At 67.2% G+C, this 14,750-nt stretch carries 14 protein-coding genes and 1 pseudogene; 8 read left to right on the top strand and 7 right to left on the bottom strand.

Annotated elements, in window-relative coordinates; all coding sequences use genetic code 11:
* Positions 1–4: 4 nt before the first annotated feature.
* Genes NGB94_RS11270 through tatA form a run of 5 tightly spaced genes read left to right on the top strand, consistent with a single transcriptional unit; the run spans position 5 to position 3,851 of the window.
* Positions 5–937, top strand: coding sequence for a dihydrodipicolinate synthase family protein (locus tag NGB94_RS11270; RefSeq protein WP_325790734.1), 933 nt, complete (start codon positions 5–7; stop codon positions 935–937).
* Positions 938–942: 5 nt separating this feature from the next.
* Entirely contained in the window at positions 943–1,899 is a 957-nt protein-coding gene (locus tag NGB94_RS11265; protein ID WP_325790732.1) for an ROK family protein, read from the top strand.
* The gene (locus tag NGB94_RS11260) at positions 1,892–2,566 is read left to right on the top strand and encodes an N-acetylmannosamine-6-phosphate 2-epimerase (protein ID WP_325790731.1); all 675 of its coding nucleotides are present in this window, start codon (positions 1,892–1,894) and stop codon (positions 2,564–2,566) included. The genes NGB94_RS11265 and NGB94_RS11260 overlap by 8 nt, the downstream gene beginning before the upstream one ends.
* Positions 2,563–3,564, top strand: coding sequence for an alpha/beta hydrolase (locus NGB94_RS11255; RefSeq protein ID WP_325790730.1), 1,002 nt, complete (start codon positions 2,563–2,565; stop codon positions 3,562–3,564). The genes NGB94_RS11260 and NGB94_RS11255 overlap by 4 nt, the downstream gene beginning before the upstream one ends.
* Positions 3,561–3,851 carry a Sec-independent protein translocase subunit TatA gene (gene tatA / locus NGB94_RS11250; RefSeq protein WP_325790729.1) on the top strand — a complete coding sequence of 97 codons (291 nt, stop codon included), beginning with the start codon at positions 3,561–3,563 and terminating at the stop codon, positions 3,849–3,851. The genes NGB94_RS11255 and tatA overlap by 4 nt, the downstream gene beginning before the upstream one ends.
* A 33-nt stretch (positions 3,852–3,884) precedes the next feature.
* On the opposite strand, the gene NGB94_RS11245 is transcribed toward tatA, so the two are convergent.
* The 3 genes from NGB94_RS11245 to NGB94_RS11235 form a co-directional block, all read right to left on the bottom strand.
* Positions 3,885–5,909 (bottom strand): sialidase family protein, encoded by a 2,025-nt coding sequence (locus NGB94_RS11245; RefSeq protein ID WP_325790728.1) that lies wholly within the window; start codon positions 5,907–5,909, stop codon positions 3,885–3,887.
* 657 nt (positions 5,910–6,566) lie between these two features.
* On the bottom strand, positions 6,567–7,172 hold the full coding sequence (locus NGB94_RS11240; protein WP_325790727.1) for a class I SAM-dependent methyltransferase: 606 nt from the start codon (positions 7,170–7,172) through the stop codon (positions 6,567–6,569).
* Between the two features lie 202 nt (positions 7,173–7,374).
* Entirely contained in the window at positions 7,375–8,286 is a 912-nt protein-coding gene (locus tag NGB94_RS11235) for a helix-turn-helix transcriptional regulator (protein ID WP_325790726.1), read from the bottom strand.
* Between the two features lie 144 nt (positions 8,287–8,430).
* Here NGB94_RS11235 and NGB94_RS11230 point away from each other — a divergent pair, with 144 nt between their 5' ends.
* A complete protein-coding gene (locus tag NGB94_RS11230) occupies positions 8,431–9,120 on the top strand; it encodes an SDR family NAD(P)-dependent oxidoreductase (protein ID WP_325790725.1) in 690 nt (229 codons plus the stop codon).
* Here NGB94_RS11230 and NGB94_RS11225 read toward each other — a convergent pair whose 3' ends face one another.
* The 3 genes from NGB94_RS11225 to NGB94_RS11215 are packed head-to-tail and all read right to left on the bottom strand — an operon-like array spanning position 9,121 to position 10,469.
* Positions 9,121–9,528, bottom strand: a complete 408-nt coding sequence (locus tag NGB94_RS11225; protein WP_325790724.1) for a VOC family protein — start codon at positions 9,526–9,528, stop codon at positions 9,121–9,123.
* Positions 9,529–9,542: 14 nt separating this feature from the next.
* On the bottom strand, positions 9,543–9,983 hold the full coding sequence (locus NGB94_RS11220) for an AraC family transcriptional regulator (protein ID WP_325790723.1): 441 nt from the start codon (positions 9,981–9,983) through the stop codon (positions 9,543–9,545).
* Positions 9,984–10,016: 33 nt separating this feature from the next.
* A complete protein-coding gene (locus NGB94_RS11215; RefSeq protein WP_325790722.1) occupies positions 10,017–10,469 on the bottom strand; it encodes a hypothetical protein in 453 nt (150 codons plus the stop codon).
* Positions 10,470–10,974: 505 nt separating this feature from the next.
* Between NGB94_RS11215 and NGB94_RS11210 the strand changes: the two are divergent.
* Positions 10,975–11,800 (top strand): annotated as a pseudogene (locus NGB94_RS11210) (zinc-binding dehydrogenase).
* Positions 11,801–11,873: 73 nt separating this feature from the next.
* Here the strand turns inward: NGB94_RS11210 and NGB94_RS11205 are convergent.
* On the bottom strand, positions 11,874–12,896 hold the full coding sequence (locus tag NGB94_RS11205; RefSeq protein WP_325790721.1) for an NADPH:quinone reductase: 1,023 nt from the start codon (positions 12,894–12,896) through the stop codon (positions 11,874–11,876).
* Positions 12,897–13,138: 242 nt separating this feature from the next.
* Here NGB94_RS11205 and NGB94_RS11200 point away from each other — a divergent pair, with 242 nt between their 5' ends.
* A complete protein-coding gene (locus tag NGB94_RS11200; protein WP_325790720.1) occupies positions 13,139–14,692 on the top strand; it encodes an LTA synthase family protein in 1,554 nt (517 codons plus the stop codon).
* Positions 14,693–14,750 lie beyond the last annotated feature (58 nt).

Below are 14,750 nucleotides of genomic sequence, written 5' to 3'. Positions count from 1 at the left end.
CTACTTGTCACACGCATCCACCCCCAGCTTCCACGGCGTTATCCCGCCGGTCGTCACGCCCCGCACCGCGGACGGCGCCGTCGACACCGCGTCGCTGGAAAAGCTGACCAAATACCTGCTCGACGGCGGCGTCACCGGGCTGTTCATCCTCGGCTCCTCCGGTGAAGTCCCCTACCTGACCAACGCCGAACGGGACACCGTGATCCGCACCGTCGCCGGCGTCAACGCCGGAGAGGTGCCCATCATTGCCGGTGCCTGCGAGCAGACCACCGCCCGCACCATCGAAGAAGGACGCCGGCTGGTGGGCCTGGGCGCTGACGCCATCGTGGCGACGTCGCAGTTCTACGCCATCTCCGACATCGCCGAAACCGATACGCATTTCCGTTCCCTGCATGCTGCCCTGGACGTACCGCTGTTCGCGTACGACGTTCCGGTCCGCACCCACTTCAAGCTGCCGCTGCCGCTGCTGGTCCAGCTGGCGCAGGACGGCGTGCTCGCCGGCGTCAAGGACTCCTCCGGTGACGACGTGTCCTTCCGCCAGCTGCTGCTCGCTACCCGGGGACTTCCTGACTTCGCCGTCTTCACCGGGCACGAGGTAGTGGTGGACGGTGCCCTGCTGGGCGGCGCCGCCGGCGTCGTTCCCGGACTCGGCAACGTGGATCCCGCGGGCTACGCCGCCCTGTACGCGGCAGCCAAGGCAGGCAACTACGCCGAAGCCGCGCGGATCCAGGACCGGCTCGCCGGGCTCTTCGACATTGTCTACACGCCCACGCCCGGCCGGGTCTCCCCCGGCGCCGCGGGCCTGGGCGCATTCAAGACCGCACTGATGCTGCTGGGCGTCATTGACACCAACGTGATGTCCACGCCGATGACTGCCCTGAACGACGCCGAGACCGCTGCCATCCGCAGCATCCTCGAACGCAGCGGACTGCTCTGATCCCCATGCGGCATGTTCTCGGGATCGATCTGGGCGGCACCAAGACTGCCGGCGGGATTGTCGACGCCGGCGGGAACGTGGTGTTCTCCGCCGAGGCACCGACGCCGTCGCAGGCCGGTGCCGGCAAGGTCCTGCAGGCTGCCGCGGGCCTGGTCCGTTCCCTGCAGGCCGAGGCGGAGAGCCGCGGCCTGCAGGTGGACTCACTCGGCATCGGCTCGGCCGGCGTGATCGACTCAGCCCGCGGCGTCGTGCTCTCCGCAACGGACTCAATCCGCGGCTGGGCCGGAACGGCGCTGGCGGCGGAACTGACGGTGCGCACGGGCCTGCCCGCCACGGCACTGAACGACGTCCACGCGCACGCCCTCGGCGAAAGCTGGCTCGGCGCCGGCGCCGGGGTTCCCAGTGTCCTGTTCATGGGCATGGGTACCGGGGTGGGCGGCAGCTACGTGCTGGACGGCCAGCCGCTGGAAGGCGCTTCCTTCGCTGCCGGGCACACCGGCCACCTGGCCTCTCCGTTCGCCGTTGACGCCGGAGAGCCGCTGCCCTGCAGCTGCGGCGGAGCCGGGCACGTGGAGGCCGTCGCCTCCGGGCCGGGCATCTTCGCGCTCTACAGCCGGCTGGGCGGCAGCACTGCCACAGACACCCGCGGCGTCTACTCCCTGGCAGCCGGCGGAGATCCGGCAGCCGCCGAGGCGCTGCGCCGCGGCGCTGCCGCTGCCGGCTCCGCAATCGGCGGACTGGCCAACGTCCTTGATCCGCACATCGTGGTGGTGGGCGGCGGGCTGGCCTTCGCCGGTCCGCTCTGGTGGGAGGAAATGGAGGCCCAGGCACGCGCCGAGCTGCTCCCGCCGCTGGCCGGACTGAAAATCGTTCCCGCGCAGCTTGGTGCAACCGCCGCCATCCGCGGCGCCGCCCGCCGTGCCCTGACGCTGATCCCCGCTACCGAAGGCTCCCATGCTTAGTCTCGAAACCCTGCACTCATCCCTGATCGTCTCCTGCCAGGCCTACCCCGGCGAACCGATGCGGGATCCGCGCACCACTGCCCAGATGGCCCAGTCCGCGGTGATCGGCGGCGCGGCCGCTGTTCGGGTACAGGGGCTCGGTGACATCCAGGCCGTGCGTGCCGCCGTCGAAGTTCCGGTGATCGGGCTGTGGAAAGACGGGCACGACGGCGTTTTCATCACGCCTACACTGCATCATGCCCTGGCCTGTGCCAGCGCCGGTGCGCACATCGTGGCGCTGGACGGCACCCGCCGCGAACGTCCGGACGGGCTGTCCCTGGCGCAGACCGTCACCGGTGTCCATGATGGCTCCCCCGCGCTGGTCATGGCCGACTGCGGTTCAGCGGCCGACGCCGTGGCTGCGGCCGAGGCAGGCGCGGATATTCTTGGCACCACCCTCGCCGGGTACACCGGAGAGCGGCCAAAAACCGATGGACCGGATCTGGAGCTGATTGCTGAGATCGCTGCCCTGGATCTCGGGCTGCCCCTGATCGCCGAAGGCCGCATCCACACCCCCGCCCAGGGGCGCGCCGCACTGGACGCGGGAGCCTTCGCCGTCGTTGTGGGTACTGCCATTACGCATCCGGCGACCATCACCGGCTGGTTCGCGGACGCGCTGGCACCGTGACGACGTTCCGGGCCGTGAAGTCCTTCCGGGAGGTGGGGTCCTTCCGGGACCGCGTGGATCCGGAGCTGCTGCCGGGGCTCGCTTTTTCAGAGGAGCATCCGCCTCCGGTGTCCCTGGCCGAGCTGGCCGGCTTCCGAGCGGGTGCGGAAGCTCCCGACACCGCCGTCGTTCCCGGGGTGAAGGTTCAGGACTTTGTGACCGGCGGCGTGCCGCTCAGGGTTTTCACCCCGTCCGGCGACGGACCGCACCCGGCAATTTACTGGCTGCACGGAGGCGGGATGATCGCCGGCAGCGTGGAGCTGGACTCGGCGTACTGCGCTTCCCTGTGCGCGCGCACCGGTGCCGTGGTTGCCGCCGTCGATTACCGGCTGGCACCGGAGCATCCGTTCCCTGCGCCGCTGGATGACGCGCTGGCCGGACTGCAGTGGCTCTTTGCTTCGGCAGCGGACCTCGGCGTTGATCCGGAACGGGTGGCTGTCGCCGGGTCCAGTGCCGGCGGCGGACTGGCGGCCGGGCTCGCCCTGCTGAACCGGGACCAGGCAGGGCTGCCCCTGGCGTTCCTGTATTTGATGTACCCGATGCTGGATCCCACCCACAGCTCCGGATCCGCCCGGGAATTCAGTGGAATACCCACCTGGAACCGGGCCCACAGCAAGTTCGCCTGGGGCTGTTATCTGGGATCCGATGGTCCCGCTTCGCCGTATGCAGCGCCGGCGCTGGCTGAGGACCTGGCAGGATTGCCGCCGGCACTGCTCCAGACCGGTGAACTGGACCTGTTCCGCGACGAGGACATTTCCTTTGGAATGCGGCTGCTGCAGGCCGGCGTTCCCACGGAGCTGCATGTCTATCCCGGGGCCTATCACGGCTTCGAACTGAACTGTCCGGACTCGTCTGTGGGCGCCCGGTGCCTGCAGGACCGGGACCGCGCCCTCATCCGGGCGCTGCACGGTTCATCTGTTTCTGCTCTTACAACCCCTGCGGAAGGCACATACTCATGAGGCTTGAAGGCTGGCACATTGTCATCATCGTCGTCCTGGCGATTCTTCTTTTCGGCGCTCCGAAGCTGCCCGGGCTGGCGCGCAGCGTCGGCCAGTCGCTGCGGATCTTCAAGTCCGAGGTCCGGCAGCTCAAGGATGAGGACGCTCCGGCCAAACCGGCTACGGATCCGGTGACCGGTGCCGTGATTCCTCCGGTTCCCCCGGCGCCCGTCCCCGGGGCCTACTCCCCCACCCCCAACCATCGAGATAGCAGTTACGGCTCGTATGAGGCTCCAAAAGAGCCGTAACTGTCATCTCGATGGGCGGGAGTTCCTTCTTGGTTACTTCAGCCTGACGGCTTCACCGAGCACCCGGCCGGCAGCACTGGAAGCCCCGGTTATGTTCCAAGTTGTGTCGGGGACGAAGTACCCCCTCGCCACGTCTGCGGCAGTGACCGTGTAGCGCGGGGTAGCACAGGTGTATCCCGCCCCGGCCGGCAGGGACGAGTAGCGGCAGTTGCCCGTCCCCGGGGGCACGAACGGACTGAAGTTCCCGGCGGTTGGGGCCACCGCTGCCGTCGCCGGCCCGGTGTTGCTGACTGCGAACCGGTACGGAACCACCTCGCCCGCGGTATAGGGGTTGGCCGCAACGTCCCGTGAGGCGTCGGTGCGGCTGCCGGCGATGCTCACTCCGGCCAGGGAGCTGGCAGGAGCCTGGATACCGCTCCTGAGCGCCACCGGATACCCCAGGACTTTGTCCGTGCCCGAGGCTGCACCGGATATCGCCCAGGTGGTATCCGGGACGAAGTACCCCTGGGCTGCTTCCTCGGCGGATATGGTGTGCGCCGGGGTGGTGCAGACGTAGGAGGCCCCCGCAGCCAGGGAGAGATACCGGCAGTTGCCTGTTCCCGGAGCGGTGAACGGCGCGAAGTTCCCGGCCGTGGGGGTCACAGTAACCGCGCCGGTGTTGTTGTTCTTGACCGTAAAGCTGTAGCTGACACTTTGGCCGGCACTGTACGGGGTGGCCGCAAGGTCACGTGAGGTGTCAGTCCGGGTCCCCGCAATGCTTACCCCGGCGATGGTGGTGGTACTGGGAGCCGGGGGCGGCGTGCAGCTGTTCAGCCAACTGTCGCTGAACTTCGCGAACATGATGCCATTGCTGTAGCTCGATTCGTACAGCACGCCCACCTGACCGTCCTCCAGCCGGGTCACGGTCGAGTAGGCGGAGAATCCGGAACGGATGGTCCTCGGCACGCCCCAGGTGGCGCCGTCGTCGCAGGAAACCCGGGCGGACACGTTCTGCCTGCTGTCCGGATTATTCGCGTTGGTGAAGATCAGCTTCTTCGCGTCGGCGCTGCCCGCGGGTGCGTTCGGGAACAGCCGGGCGATTGCCGCGTTGTTAGCGGGATCAGTCAGTGCAGTGTCCAGCGTGACAGGCCCGTAGGAGGCGCCGCCGTCGTTGGAAATGGCCACCTTGCGCGCGTTGTCCGCCGCATTGTTGGAGCGCGAATTGAGCATGACCCGGCCGTCAGACAGTTCAACCGTCTTGTTTTCGTCCATCCGGGTGCCCACGTTCGCGCCTTTGACCCAGGTTGCCCCGTGGTCGTCGGAGTACACGCTGTAGGCCTGAATGGCATTGGTGCCGTCGGCCTGGCGAACGTCTCCGGCAAACTGCTGAATCAGCCTTCCCGCGTGGGGTCCATAACGCAGCTGAATGCCTTCTCCTGAGGTGGCGAACATGCTGCGCACGTCGCCGGGCTGCGGGTTGGTGGTGCTGGACCCCGGCTTCACGATGCTGGTGATGAGCCGTGGCGCACCCCAGGTCAGTCCGCCGTCGCTGGATTCGGCAACCTGCGCGCTGATGATGTTCCGGTTTGCGTCGTCGTTGCCGAAGGTGCTGCTGGCGAAGCCCGCGTTCTTTGAGTAAACGGAGAAAAGGAAGAGCTTCCCGGCCTCAGCATCGTAGACAAAGCTGGGGTCGCTGTAGCCGTACTTGCCCGCACCGTTGTTCGCGGAGTCCTGGAATCCGGCGAGGATGGTGCGTTGCGTGTCCCAAGTGGCTCCGCCGTCGGTGCTGCGGCGCATCACGATCGAATTGGGGTTGGGCGAGTCTGCGGCGTTGTTGGGGCGCCCGTCCCAGGCTGCGACAACGACTCCGTTGCCGAGGTAGCTCAAGGCCGGGATGCGGTACGCGGCGAAGGGGCTCACGAGTGTGGCTCCGAGGTTTTGCTCGCTGAAGGTTCCGGGCGGATCAGTGGGTGCCGCGGCTGCCGGTCCGGCAACCAGAACACCGGAAAGCGCGACGCCGACGGCGAGCGCGGCAGCGGCTAAACGGCTGCGCCTTCGAAGCAGGGTTGATCGGGACATTTCGGTCCTTTCGAGAGCCGGCAGTAAACCTGCCGGCGGCCGGGCCCGCTGCCGGACGGCCGCGGGACCAGTCCGCCACCGGATCTGCCCGGAATCAATCACGGCAAGAAATCCAACGTTGGACATCCTACGACTGTAGTGATGTGCCTCATAGTGAACAATGAGTCAGGTTCAAACTGGTGTGACCGGCGGGAAATTGGAGCGGACGCCTCGCTCCGGGCGGGGGTAGTTCGGGGCCGGGGCTCGGGGCACGTCGCCAGCGGGACCCGAGCGGCGCGAGCGCGGCGCAAGGTGGGCGGGGGCGCAAGGTGAGCGGGGGCGGGAACGGGCGGCGCGGCGGACAGAAGTGCAGCTCGGCCTAAAGCGGGGAGATGCCAGAGCCAGGACGCACACGGAATGGAACCTGGTCCCTTTGCAGCCTGCGTCCCAGGCCCAGCCCGCACACGCCCCAGGAATCCTTCGGGGAGCTGGCGTCGTTTAGAGGCACCCGGCTCCATCCTTTGGGGAGATAACGTCCCTTAGGCAAGCCCAAAGCAACGTTAGCTCCCCGAAGGATTTGGTAGCCGGACCCCAAGCAACGTTAGCTCCCCGAGGGATGAGCCGACCGAGCCCCATTCACCCCTGATCGAACTCCGGAGCCAGCGGGTGGAGCCTAAGTCAGCGGCGGCCCAGGAAGGCGACCAGGAAGTCCGATTCGACGTCGAACGGGCGCAGGTCCCAGGTGGAGAACTTCTGCTGAACCGTCAGGCCCACGGCTGAGGCATCTTCAAAGAACGTGCCGAAGTCGTATCCGCGCCCGGCACCGAAGCCGACGACGATCCGCCCGCCCGGCGCCAGATGGCCGGCCATGCGGGCCAGCGCATCCTGTGCGGTGCCGGGGGCGAGGAAAGCCATGACGTTTCCGGCGCTGACAATCAGGTCGAACGGCTCGGTAATGCCTTCGGCGGGGAGGTCCAGTTCGGTCAGGTCCATGGTGAACCAGGGAACGTCCGGGAAGTCCTTCTGCGCGGCGGCAATCAGTTCCGGATCAACGTCAACGCCGACGACGCTGTGTCCGCGCCGGGCGAGCTCGCCGCCGACGCGTCCGGGGCCGCAGCCGGCGTCGAGAATCCGGGCTCCGCGCGGAAGCATGGCATCCACGAGCCGGGCTTCCCCGTGCAGGTCTGCTCCCTCTTCCCGCATCTGCTCAAAGCGCTGGATGTACCAGGCTGAGTGCTCGGGGTTCTGGCGTTTCTTTACTTCCCACAGGGTCTCTTTGCGCACCCTCCCAGCCTACGCGGCTGGCAGCATGAGGACCGCCCCAGCCCGACCCGGCGGGATGTGCAGGGCCCGACCCCACCCCGGCCCAACGCGCATAGTTTCCCACCCTTCGTGACGCATGTTGCCGGAAGGGACCACCCCAGTCACATGGGTAACGAAGGATGGGATATGCAGCCGGCCCCTCCCACGGAGGTGGCGGCCCGGCTCAGACTGCGGATTCCGTCGAACCCGAACGCTTGGAATCCGCACGCCGCGGTTCCTCACGCCGTGTCCCCGCAGCCTGCGGTCCCCCGGTTGCGGGCAGGTGGGCCGAGGCGAGCAGCGCCAGCTTGCCGGCGTCGTCGGTCCCCTGCTCCGGGTGGAAGACCACCAGGGTGATCCCGTCCGCTCCGCCGACCTCCAGGCGTTCACGGTTCAGGGTCAGTTCGCCGACCTGCGGGTGGTTCAGCCGGATGGATCCACCCACCCTGCCCTTGACGTCATGCCTGGCCCAGAGCTGGACGAACCGGGGACTGGCCAGTGACAGCTCACCGGTGAGTTCGATGAACCGGGGATCGTCAATGTCCTTGCCCACCGCCTGCCGCAGGCTCCCCACCAGGCATTCGGTGACGTTTTCCCAATCCGGGTAGAGGTCCTGTTCGGCAGGGTCCAGGAACATGTCCCGCAGCTGGTTTCCGCCCACTGACAGCCGGGGAGACAGTGCGGTGGCCAGCGGATTGGCAGCCAGGATGTCGAAGTAACGTCCCTCAAGGAACGCCGGCTGGGTCATGGAGTTCAGCAGGTTGAGCGCGCTGGGCGGCGGCACTTCGGCCCGGGCCTTCCGCCGGCGCGGCCGCGGCGCCTCGCACACCAGTGCGGTGAGGTGCGCCAGGTGGTCCTGGTCCAGGCGCAGCACACGGGCCAGGGACTCCACCACCTGCAGGGAGGGGTTACGGTCGCGGCCGCGTTCCAGCCGCAGGTAATAATCGGCACTGATTCCGGCCAGCAGGGCCACTTCCTCGCGCCGCAGCCCGGGCACCCGCCGCACCCCGCCGTCGGGAATCCCTGCTTCCTGCGGAGTCACAAGCGCACGGCGGGCCCGCAGGTAGGCGCCCAGCGCGTTGGTGGTCTCAGTCATGGATTACAGTACGACGCCGCGGGGCATCTTGAGGGGGCCCTGTCACACCCCCGGCTGAAGGGGGCACTGGTTCGTCCCGGACCCGGCTCCTAGCGTCGAAGCAGGGCCCGATCCGGGGCCGCCCCGTCGAACCAGAGGATTCCCATGACCGTCACATTGATCACCGGCGCCAACCGCGGCATCGGCTTCGAAACTGCCCGCCAGCTGCTCGCCCTGGGCCACACCGTCTACATCGGCGCCCGGGATGCCGAACGCGGCGAAAAGGCAGCGGCAGAACTTGGAGCCCGCTTCGTGCAGCTGGACGTCACCGACGACGCTTCGGTCGGCCAGGCGCTGGAGACTATCGGCCGCACCGAGGGAGCCCTGGACGTGCTGATCAACAACGCCGGCGTGATGGCCACCGGCGTTCCGGACGGTCCGTCTGCGCTGCGCTCCTTCGATACCAACGCCGTCGGCATTGTCAGGGTTACCGAGGCCGCGCTGCCGTGGCTGCGCCGTTCGGCTAACCCGATGGTCGTGAACATCACCAGCAGCATGGGGTCCTTCTGGGCCGCCACCACCCCCGAGCGCCCGGAATTCCACATCACCAGCGGGCCGCTCTACGCCGCGTCCAAGTCCGCCGCGACCATGCTCACCGTGCAGTACGCCAAGGCCCATCCGGGCATCAAGTTCAACGCCCTGGAGCCGGGCTACACGGCCACGGACATGACCGCGGAAATGGAGGGCGGCCGCCCGGTTGAGGAAAGCGCCGCCGTCGTCGTGCGAATGGCCACACTGGACGTGGACGGACCCACCGGAACCTACAGCGATGAGAACGGCGTGCTGCCCTGGTAGCTAGACGCCGTTGATGCGGATCTGGTTGCCGGCCGGGTCGCGGAAGGCACAGTCGCGGATGCCGTAGGGCTGGTCGGTCGGCTCCTGGATTACTTCTGCGCCGGCCGCCTGCACCGCGTCGAACGCCGCATCCACATCCGGGGAGGAGAGGACCAGGGTGGCGAAGGTACCCTTGGCCATCATCTCGGCGATCATCCGCGTCTCTTCTTCCGTGACTGCGGGGTCTGCCGAGGGCGGATACAGCACCACGGAGACTTCCGGCTGGTCCGCCGGGCCTACGGTGATCCAGCGCATTCCCTCGTAACCGACGTCGTTCCTCACCTCGAAACCGAGGGCGTCACGGTAGAAGGCGAGGGACTCGTCGGGGTCCGTCTGGGGCAGGAAACTGTTGTGTATGTTCAGGTTCATGCCGGTAACGCTAGTTACCGGGATGCCGGCTGCGCTTCTCGATTCCTGACCGGTTTGGAGACGTTCTTCGCGATGCAGGACGGGATGCCTTTTGTAGCGTCCGCATGCTCGCGGCGGTAGGTGCTCGGCGGAACCCCGACCAGCTCGGTGAAGCGGGTGCTGAAAGTACCAAGAGAGGAACAGCCGACGGCGAAGCACACCTCGGTCACGGACAGGTCGCCGCGGCGCAGCAGGGCCATGGCTCGTTCGATCCGACGGGTCATCAAATAGGAATACGGTGCTTCACCGAAGGCCCGCCTGAATTCACGGCTCAGGTGGCCGGAGGACATATGCGCATCGCGTGCGAGCGCATCAACGTTCAGCGGCTGGGCGTACTCCCGGTCGATCCGGTCCCGCACGCGGCGGAGCACCGCCAGGTCCCGCAGCCTCTGGTCCTGGACTGTACTGCTGGGCATGGGGATACCGTAGCCCGGCGGCACAGGACCAGACTAGGGCGCTGCGCTACCTGCGTGATTCCGCCGTGCGAAGGCCCGAAGCACCCAGACCAGCGCGGCGTTCCCGGCCACCGTTCCTCCGGCTACGAGGACGGCTCCCACCGCCCACAGCCCGGAGTCGTCTGTGAGCGCCACGGTCAGAATCCAGGCGGCGGTGAACCCGACCGGGAGTGCCGCTGTTAGCAGGAAGGGACGAAGGACCCTCACCCCAAACCAGACGAGCACGATCCAGCTGAGGACGCACCCCGCCACCTGCCACACTGCGTACGGGCCGGTCTGTGACCCTGCCGCGTCTGTGCCGGCGGCGGTGTCCCAAGCGAACCAGCTCCACCACAAGCCGGCACCCAGCACCGTGAACGCGACCGCGGCACTGAGCTGGAGCATCCGGGCCATGCCGGGGCTCAGGGCGGGGCGGGCGTCTGCGGAGCCGGGGGCTGTGGAGTTCATGCCCTCCACCCTCCCATGAGGCCTGACCTGCGCAAAGGGCCAAGTGGGAGGCAGCTTGGCCTCCGTGAGCGCGAGTTGCGAGCCAGTTCTCCGGACAGTTCAGCCCGCCTGACTGCGCCCGGCCTCGGCCCGGCGCGCTCTGGCCCACTGGTACAGGCCAAACAGGCACAGGCCAACCATTGCCGCTGTTCCAAGTACGCGCCACCAGACGAGCGGTCCGCCCAGGGCTATCAGCACAGCCCAAAGCAGGAAGGAAAGGCTCAGCAGAGGATGCGGGACCCGGTCCGGGTTGGGCGGTTTTCGGGCTTTCCGCTCGCCAGCCATGACTATTCCCCCTGTAGGCGCAGTTGGGTGCAGTGCCGGGCCGGGTATGCCCCGGCTGGCGTTTGGGTAACCCTACGCTACTGCCTCAATTGCGCCCTGTGCCTGCGCAGGCCTGCGGGCCTAGCGTTGAGAACGAGCGCGGAAAAAGACCCCGCGTTCTTCGGCAAGTAAAGGAGCAGCCATGAAAGCAGCCCGCTACCACGACCGCGGCGATATCCGCGTGGATGAGCTCCCGGCGCCTGAGGTCACCCCGGGAACCGTGGGGATCGACGTCGCCTGGTGCGGTATCTGCGGCACCGACCTGCATGAGTACCTGGAAGGACCGATCTTTGCTCCTGCCCACGGGCAGAGGCACCCGATCTCCGGTGGAGGGCTCCCGGTCACGCTGGGACACGACTTCTCCGGACCTGTCTGTCGGTTACCACGCCGTAGAGCGGTCCGGAGCCAAAGCGGGGGACGTGGCATTGGTCGGTGGCGCGGGACCGATCGGCCTGCTCACCGCAGCGGTGCTCAAGGCGCAGGGGGTCACCGTTGCCATCTCCGAGCTCAGCCCGCTCCGGCGGGAGAAGGCACTGGAAGCCGGCGTCGCTGACTACGCCCTCGATCCGTCAGAGGTGGATGTCGCCGAAGAGGTACGGAAGCTGACGGACGGCAAGGGTGCAGATGTCGCCTTTGAATGCAGCAGCGTCCAGGCAGTGCTGGATACCCTCATGGACGCTCTGCGTCCCACCGGGGTGCTGGTGGTGGTGTCGATCTGGGGCAAGCGTTCGGACTTCGACATCCACAAACTGGTCATGAAGGAAATCGACATGCGGGGCACAATCGCCTACGTGAATTCCCATCCCGCCACGATTGCGCTCGTGGAGTCGGGAAAGATCGACCTTTCACCCTTCATCACGGGGAAAATCGGGCTCGAGGGACTGGTGGACGAGGGATTCGACACCCTAATCAACCGCAACGAGACTGCCGTGAAAATTCTGGTGTCCCCCTCCGGCGAGGGTCTCTAGCCCGTCACCTGCCTGGCCGGTGCGCGGACTGCGGGCCGCGCACCGGCTGCGCCCCGGTGTTCAGGCTCCGCGGTTATTCAGCGCCGTCCCACACCCGGATCAGGACCTTGCCGGTTACACCGCTTTCGACGGCGTCGTGCGCGGCAGCAGTCTCTTCCAACGGGAACCAGGTCAGCGGCAGGCCGGCAGTTTCACCGACCGGCAGGACGCCGTCGCGCAGTGCCTCGGTAATGTCCTTCACGGCTGCCTGGTGCGCGGCTTCGCCCTCGGTGTAGACCAGCACACCCTGCCAGCGGACGTTCTTCGCGAAGCTCGCGACAATGGGCGCGGTGAACTCCTCGCCGTTGTTGTTGGCGTAGTAGGCAATGCTGCCGTGGTTCGCGATCACTTCGACGTCGAGCGCGGCGTTCTGCGCCGGGGACACCTCCACGATCTGGTCGACGCCGTCGGGAGCAATCTCGCGGATCCGGTCGGCTTCGGCTGAATCGGGGTACCGCACAATGTGGTGCGCGCCGGCTGCTCGGGCCAGGTCTGCCTTGGCGTCGCTGCTGACCGTGGCGATCACGGTGGCGCCGGCCCAGGCGGCGAGCTGGATCGCGGCATGTCCCACGGCTCCTGCCCCGCCCTGCACCAGGACGATGCGTCCCTCCAGGGAACCCGGCGCCAGGCGAGCCGGGCCGAACTCATGAACGGTCAGGGCCCGGTGCGCGGTCATGGCGGGAACGCCCAGGCTGGCGGCGACGTCGAACCCTATGCCGTCAGGCAGCGGAACCGCTCGGTCGGCAGGAAGAACAGTGTATTCCTGGGCTGTTCCGGTGGGGCGGCCGTGCGCAGCGAGGAAGATCCACACCCGGTCCCCCACCGCGAGGTCTGAGACCCCCTCGCCGACGGCGTCGATGATGCCTGCACCGTCCTGGTTGGGCACCACCTCATCGAACGCAATACCGGCGCCGGCACGGGCCTTCCAGTCGGTCGGGTTCACCCCGGAAACGGTGACACGGACCCGGACTTCGCCGGGGCCGGGATCCGCGATGCTGCGCTCGGCAAGGGACAGGACTGAGGAATCTCCAGTGTCGGAGTAGACGATGGATTTCATGTGCAGGGACAAGGACACACCGGCCCGATCTATTCCCGGTCCGCGCAGATCCCCGGCTTCCGGCGCAGTTTTGCCGGAGCGCCCTGGTGTGAACTTCCCCGCTGAAGCAGGGGTAACGATCAGATTAACGGCAGTTGAACGGGTATCGTAGCGGTACTAGTCTTCTTCCAATGCCCGCCGGCGGGCATTTTGTCAAGAGTGTCCCGCCTAACGCGGCAGTCCCAGAAATAGCAGGAGTCCCCATGTCTGACCGGTTTCGTCACGTGACCCGCCGCGGCGGCGTCATCGTGGGGCATGTCCTGGTCTACCACCTGATCTGGGCCGGACTAACCATGACGGCCTCCGCGGCCGTCATCCATTACTACTGGGGCCGCATCTCTGTGGCCCAGCTGATGCTGAACCTGGTCTCGGTCGAAACGGACGGCGGCGGCGGCAGCATCGTCACCACCAGCATCCTGGCCATCGGCGTTGCGCCGATCCTGATCACTGCGGCAATCGTTGTGCTTCACCAACGCCGCCGGCGGAACCACAGGCTCCGCGCCTACACCCCGTCGCCGCGGGCAAAGTGGGTCATGCGCAGCATCGCCACTGGCCTGGTGGGCGCGGTCGTCGTCGGCGGAACCACGGCCTTCGCGACCAAGGTCAGCATGGCCGAATACATCGCGGCCGCCACGTCTCCCTACGACGTCGGCGACTACTACAAGCTTCCCGTCGTCACCGGAAGCGAGAACAAGCGCAACCTCGTAATGATTTACCTTGAGTCCGGGGAGCAGACCCTCGCGGACGACCAGCTTTTCGAGAAGGACGCGTTCCTGCCCCTCAAGGAAGCCACCCAGACAGCGGACGGCTGGCAGAGCGTTGAGAACTACCAGCAGTACAAGGGCGGCGGCTGGACCATGTCCGGCCTCGTCTCCACCCAGTGCGGCATCCCGCTGAAGGGATCCGCATTCGGCGGCAGCAGCTCCAGCGGCAACACCGGAACCGATGCCGTGGGAGACACCTACCTTGGCGGCGCCACCTGCCTGGGCGACGTCCTGGCAGAACAGGGCTACACCAGCGTGTTCCTCGGCGGAGCGAACTCCTCCTTCGCCGCCAAGGACGATTTCCTCACCACCCACGGCTACTCCGAAATCAAGGGACTGGCGGACTGGCGTGCCGCCGGCGAAGAGGAGAAGAGCTTCCGCAGCGACTGGGGCCTGAGCGATGAGCGCCTGATGGCGAACGCCCGGGACAAGGTCGACGAGCTGCACGCGCAGTACGAGGCCACCGGCAACCCGTTCAACCTGACCATGCTCACGCTGGACACCCACGAGCCGGTGCACATCTACGACTACTGCAACGTGGACACCGAGAACGTGGTCACCTCCGCGTTCGACTGCTCCATGACCCAGGTCGCCGCCTTCGTGAACCACCTGAAAGACCAGGGCTACCTGGAGGACACCGCCGTGGTGATCATGGGCGACCACCTCAAGCACATGAGCGCAGGCGACGCCTTCCACGAGCAGCTGGACCACCACCCGAACCGCACCATCTTCAACCGCATCTGGATCCCGGGCGGCAGCGACGAACAGCTGCGCGCCGGAGTGGACCAGCTGAGCATGTATCCCACGCTGCTGGAGGTGGCGGGGCTCACCGTGAAGGACCGCGAAGCGGGGCTTGGCGTTTCCGCCTTTGCACAGGAGCTTCCGCAGGATTCGGCGCAGGCCGCTGACCCGGACACGTATGCCGGGCTGCTGGAATCGCTGTCCCCGCACTTCTACGCGGAAGCCTGGGCCAGCCAGCCGCTGGCACGCTAGGGAACTGCGACGCCGGGACCTGGGACGGCGCCTCAGGCGCCGCGGGCGCGCACAGACA

This window comes from Arthrobacter koreensis, assembly GCF_035792275.1.
GTDB lineage: Bacteria > Actinomycetota > Actinomycetes > Actinomycetales > Micrococcaceae > Arthrobacter_B > Arthrobacter_B koreensis_A.
The sequence above is the reverse complement of the archived record's forward strand: the minus strand, read 5'-3'. Positions and strand labels throughout refer to the sequence as shown.

Bases quoted from the DNA above. Each gene is read 5' to 3' on its own strand.
- NGB94_RS11265 (WP_325790732.1), top strand. From the start codon at position 943: ATGCGGCATGTTCTCGGGATCGATCTGGGCGGCACCAAGACTGCCGGC.
- NGB94_RS11260 (WP_325790731.1), top strand. From the start codon at position 1,892: ATGCTTAGTCTCGAAACCCTGCACTCATCCCTGATCGTCTCCTGCCAG.
- tatA (WP_325790729.1), top strand. From the start codon at position 3,561: ATGAGGCTTGAAGGCTGGCACATTGTCATCATCGTCGTCCTGGCGATT.
- NGB94_RS11245 (WP_325790728.1), bottom strand. From the start codon at position 5,909: ATGTCCCGATCAACCCTGCTTCGAAGGCGCAGCCGTTTAGCCGCTGCC.
- NGB94_RS11235 (WP_325790726.1), bottom strand. From the start codon at position 8,286: ATGACTGAGACCACCAACGCGCTGGGCGCCTACCTGCGGGCCCGCCGT.
- NGB94_RS11230 (WP_325790725.1), top strand. From the start codon at position 8,431: ATGACCGTCACATTGATCACCGGCGCCAACCGCGGCATCGGCTTCGAA.
- NGB94_RS11225 (WP_325790724.1), bottom strand. From the start codon at position 9,528: ATGAACCTGAACATACACAACAGTTTCCTGCCCCAGACGGACCCCGAC.
- NGB94_RS11220 (WP_325790723.1), bottom strand. From the start codon at position 9,983: ATGCCCAGCAGTACAGTCCAGGACCAGAGGCTGCGGGACCTGGCGGTG.
- NGB94_RS11215 (WP_325790722.1), bottom strand. From the start codon at position 10,469: ATGAACTCCACAGCCCCCGGCTCCGCAGACGCCCGCCCCGCCCTGAGC.
- NGB94_RS11205 (WP_325790721.1), bottom strand. From the start codon at position 12,896: ATGAAATCCATCGTCTACTCCGACACTGGAGATTCCTCAGTCCTGTCC.
- NGB94_RS11200 (WP_325790720.1), top strand. From the start codon at position 13,139: ATGTCTGACCGGTTTCGTCACGTGACCCGCCGCGGCGGCGTCATCGTG.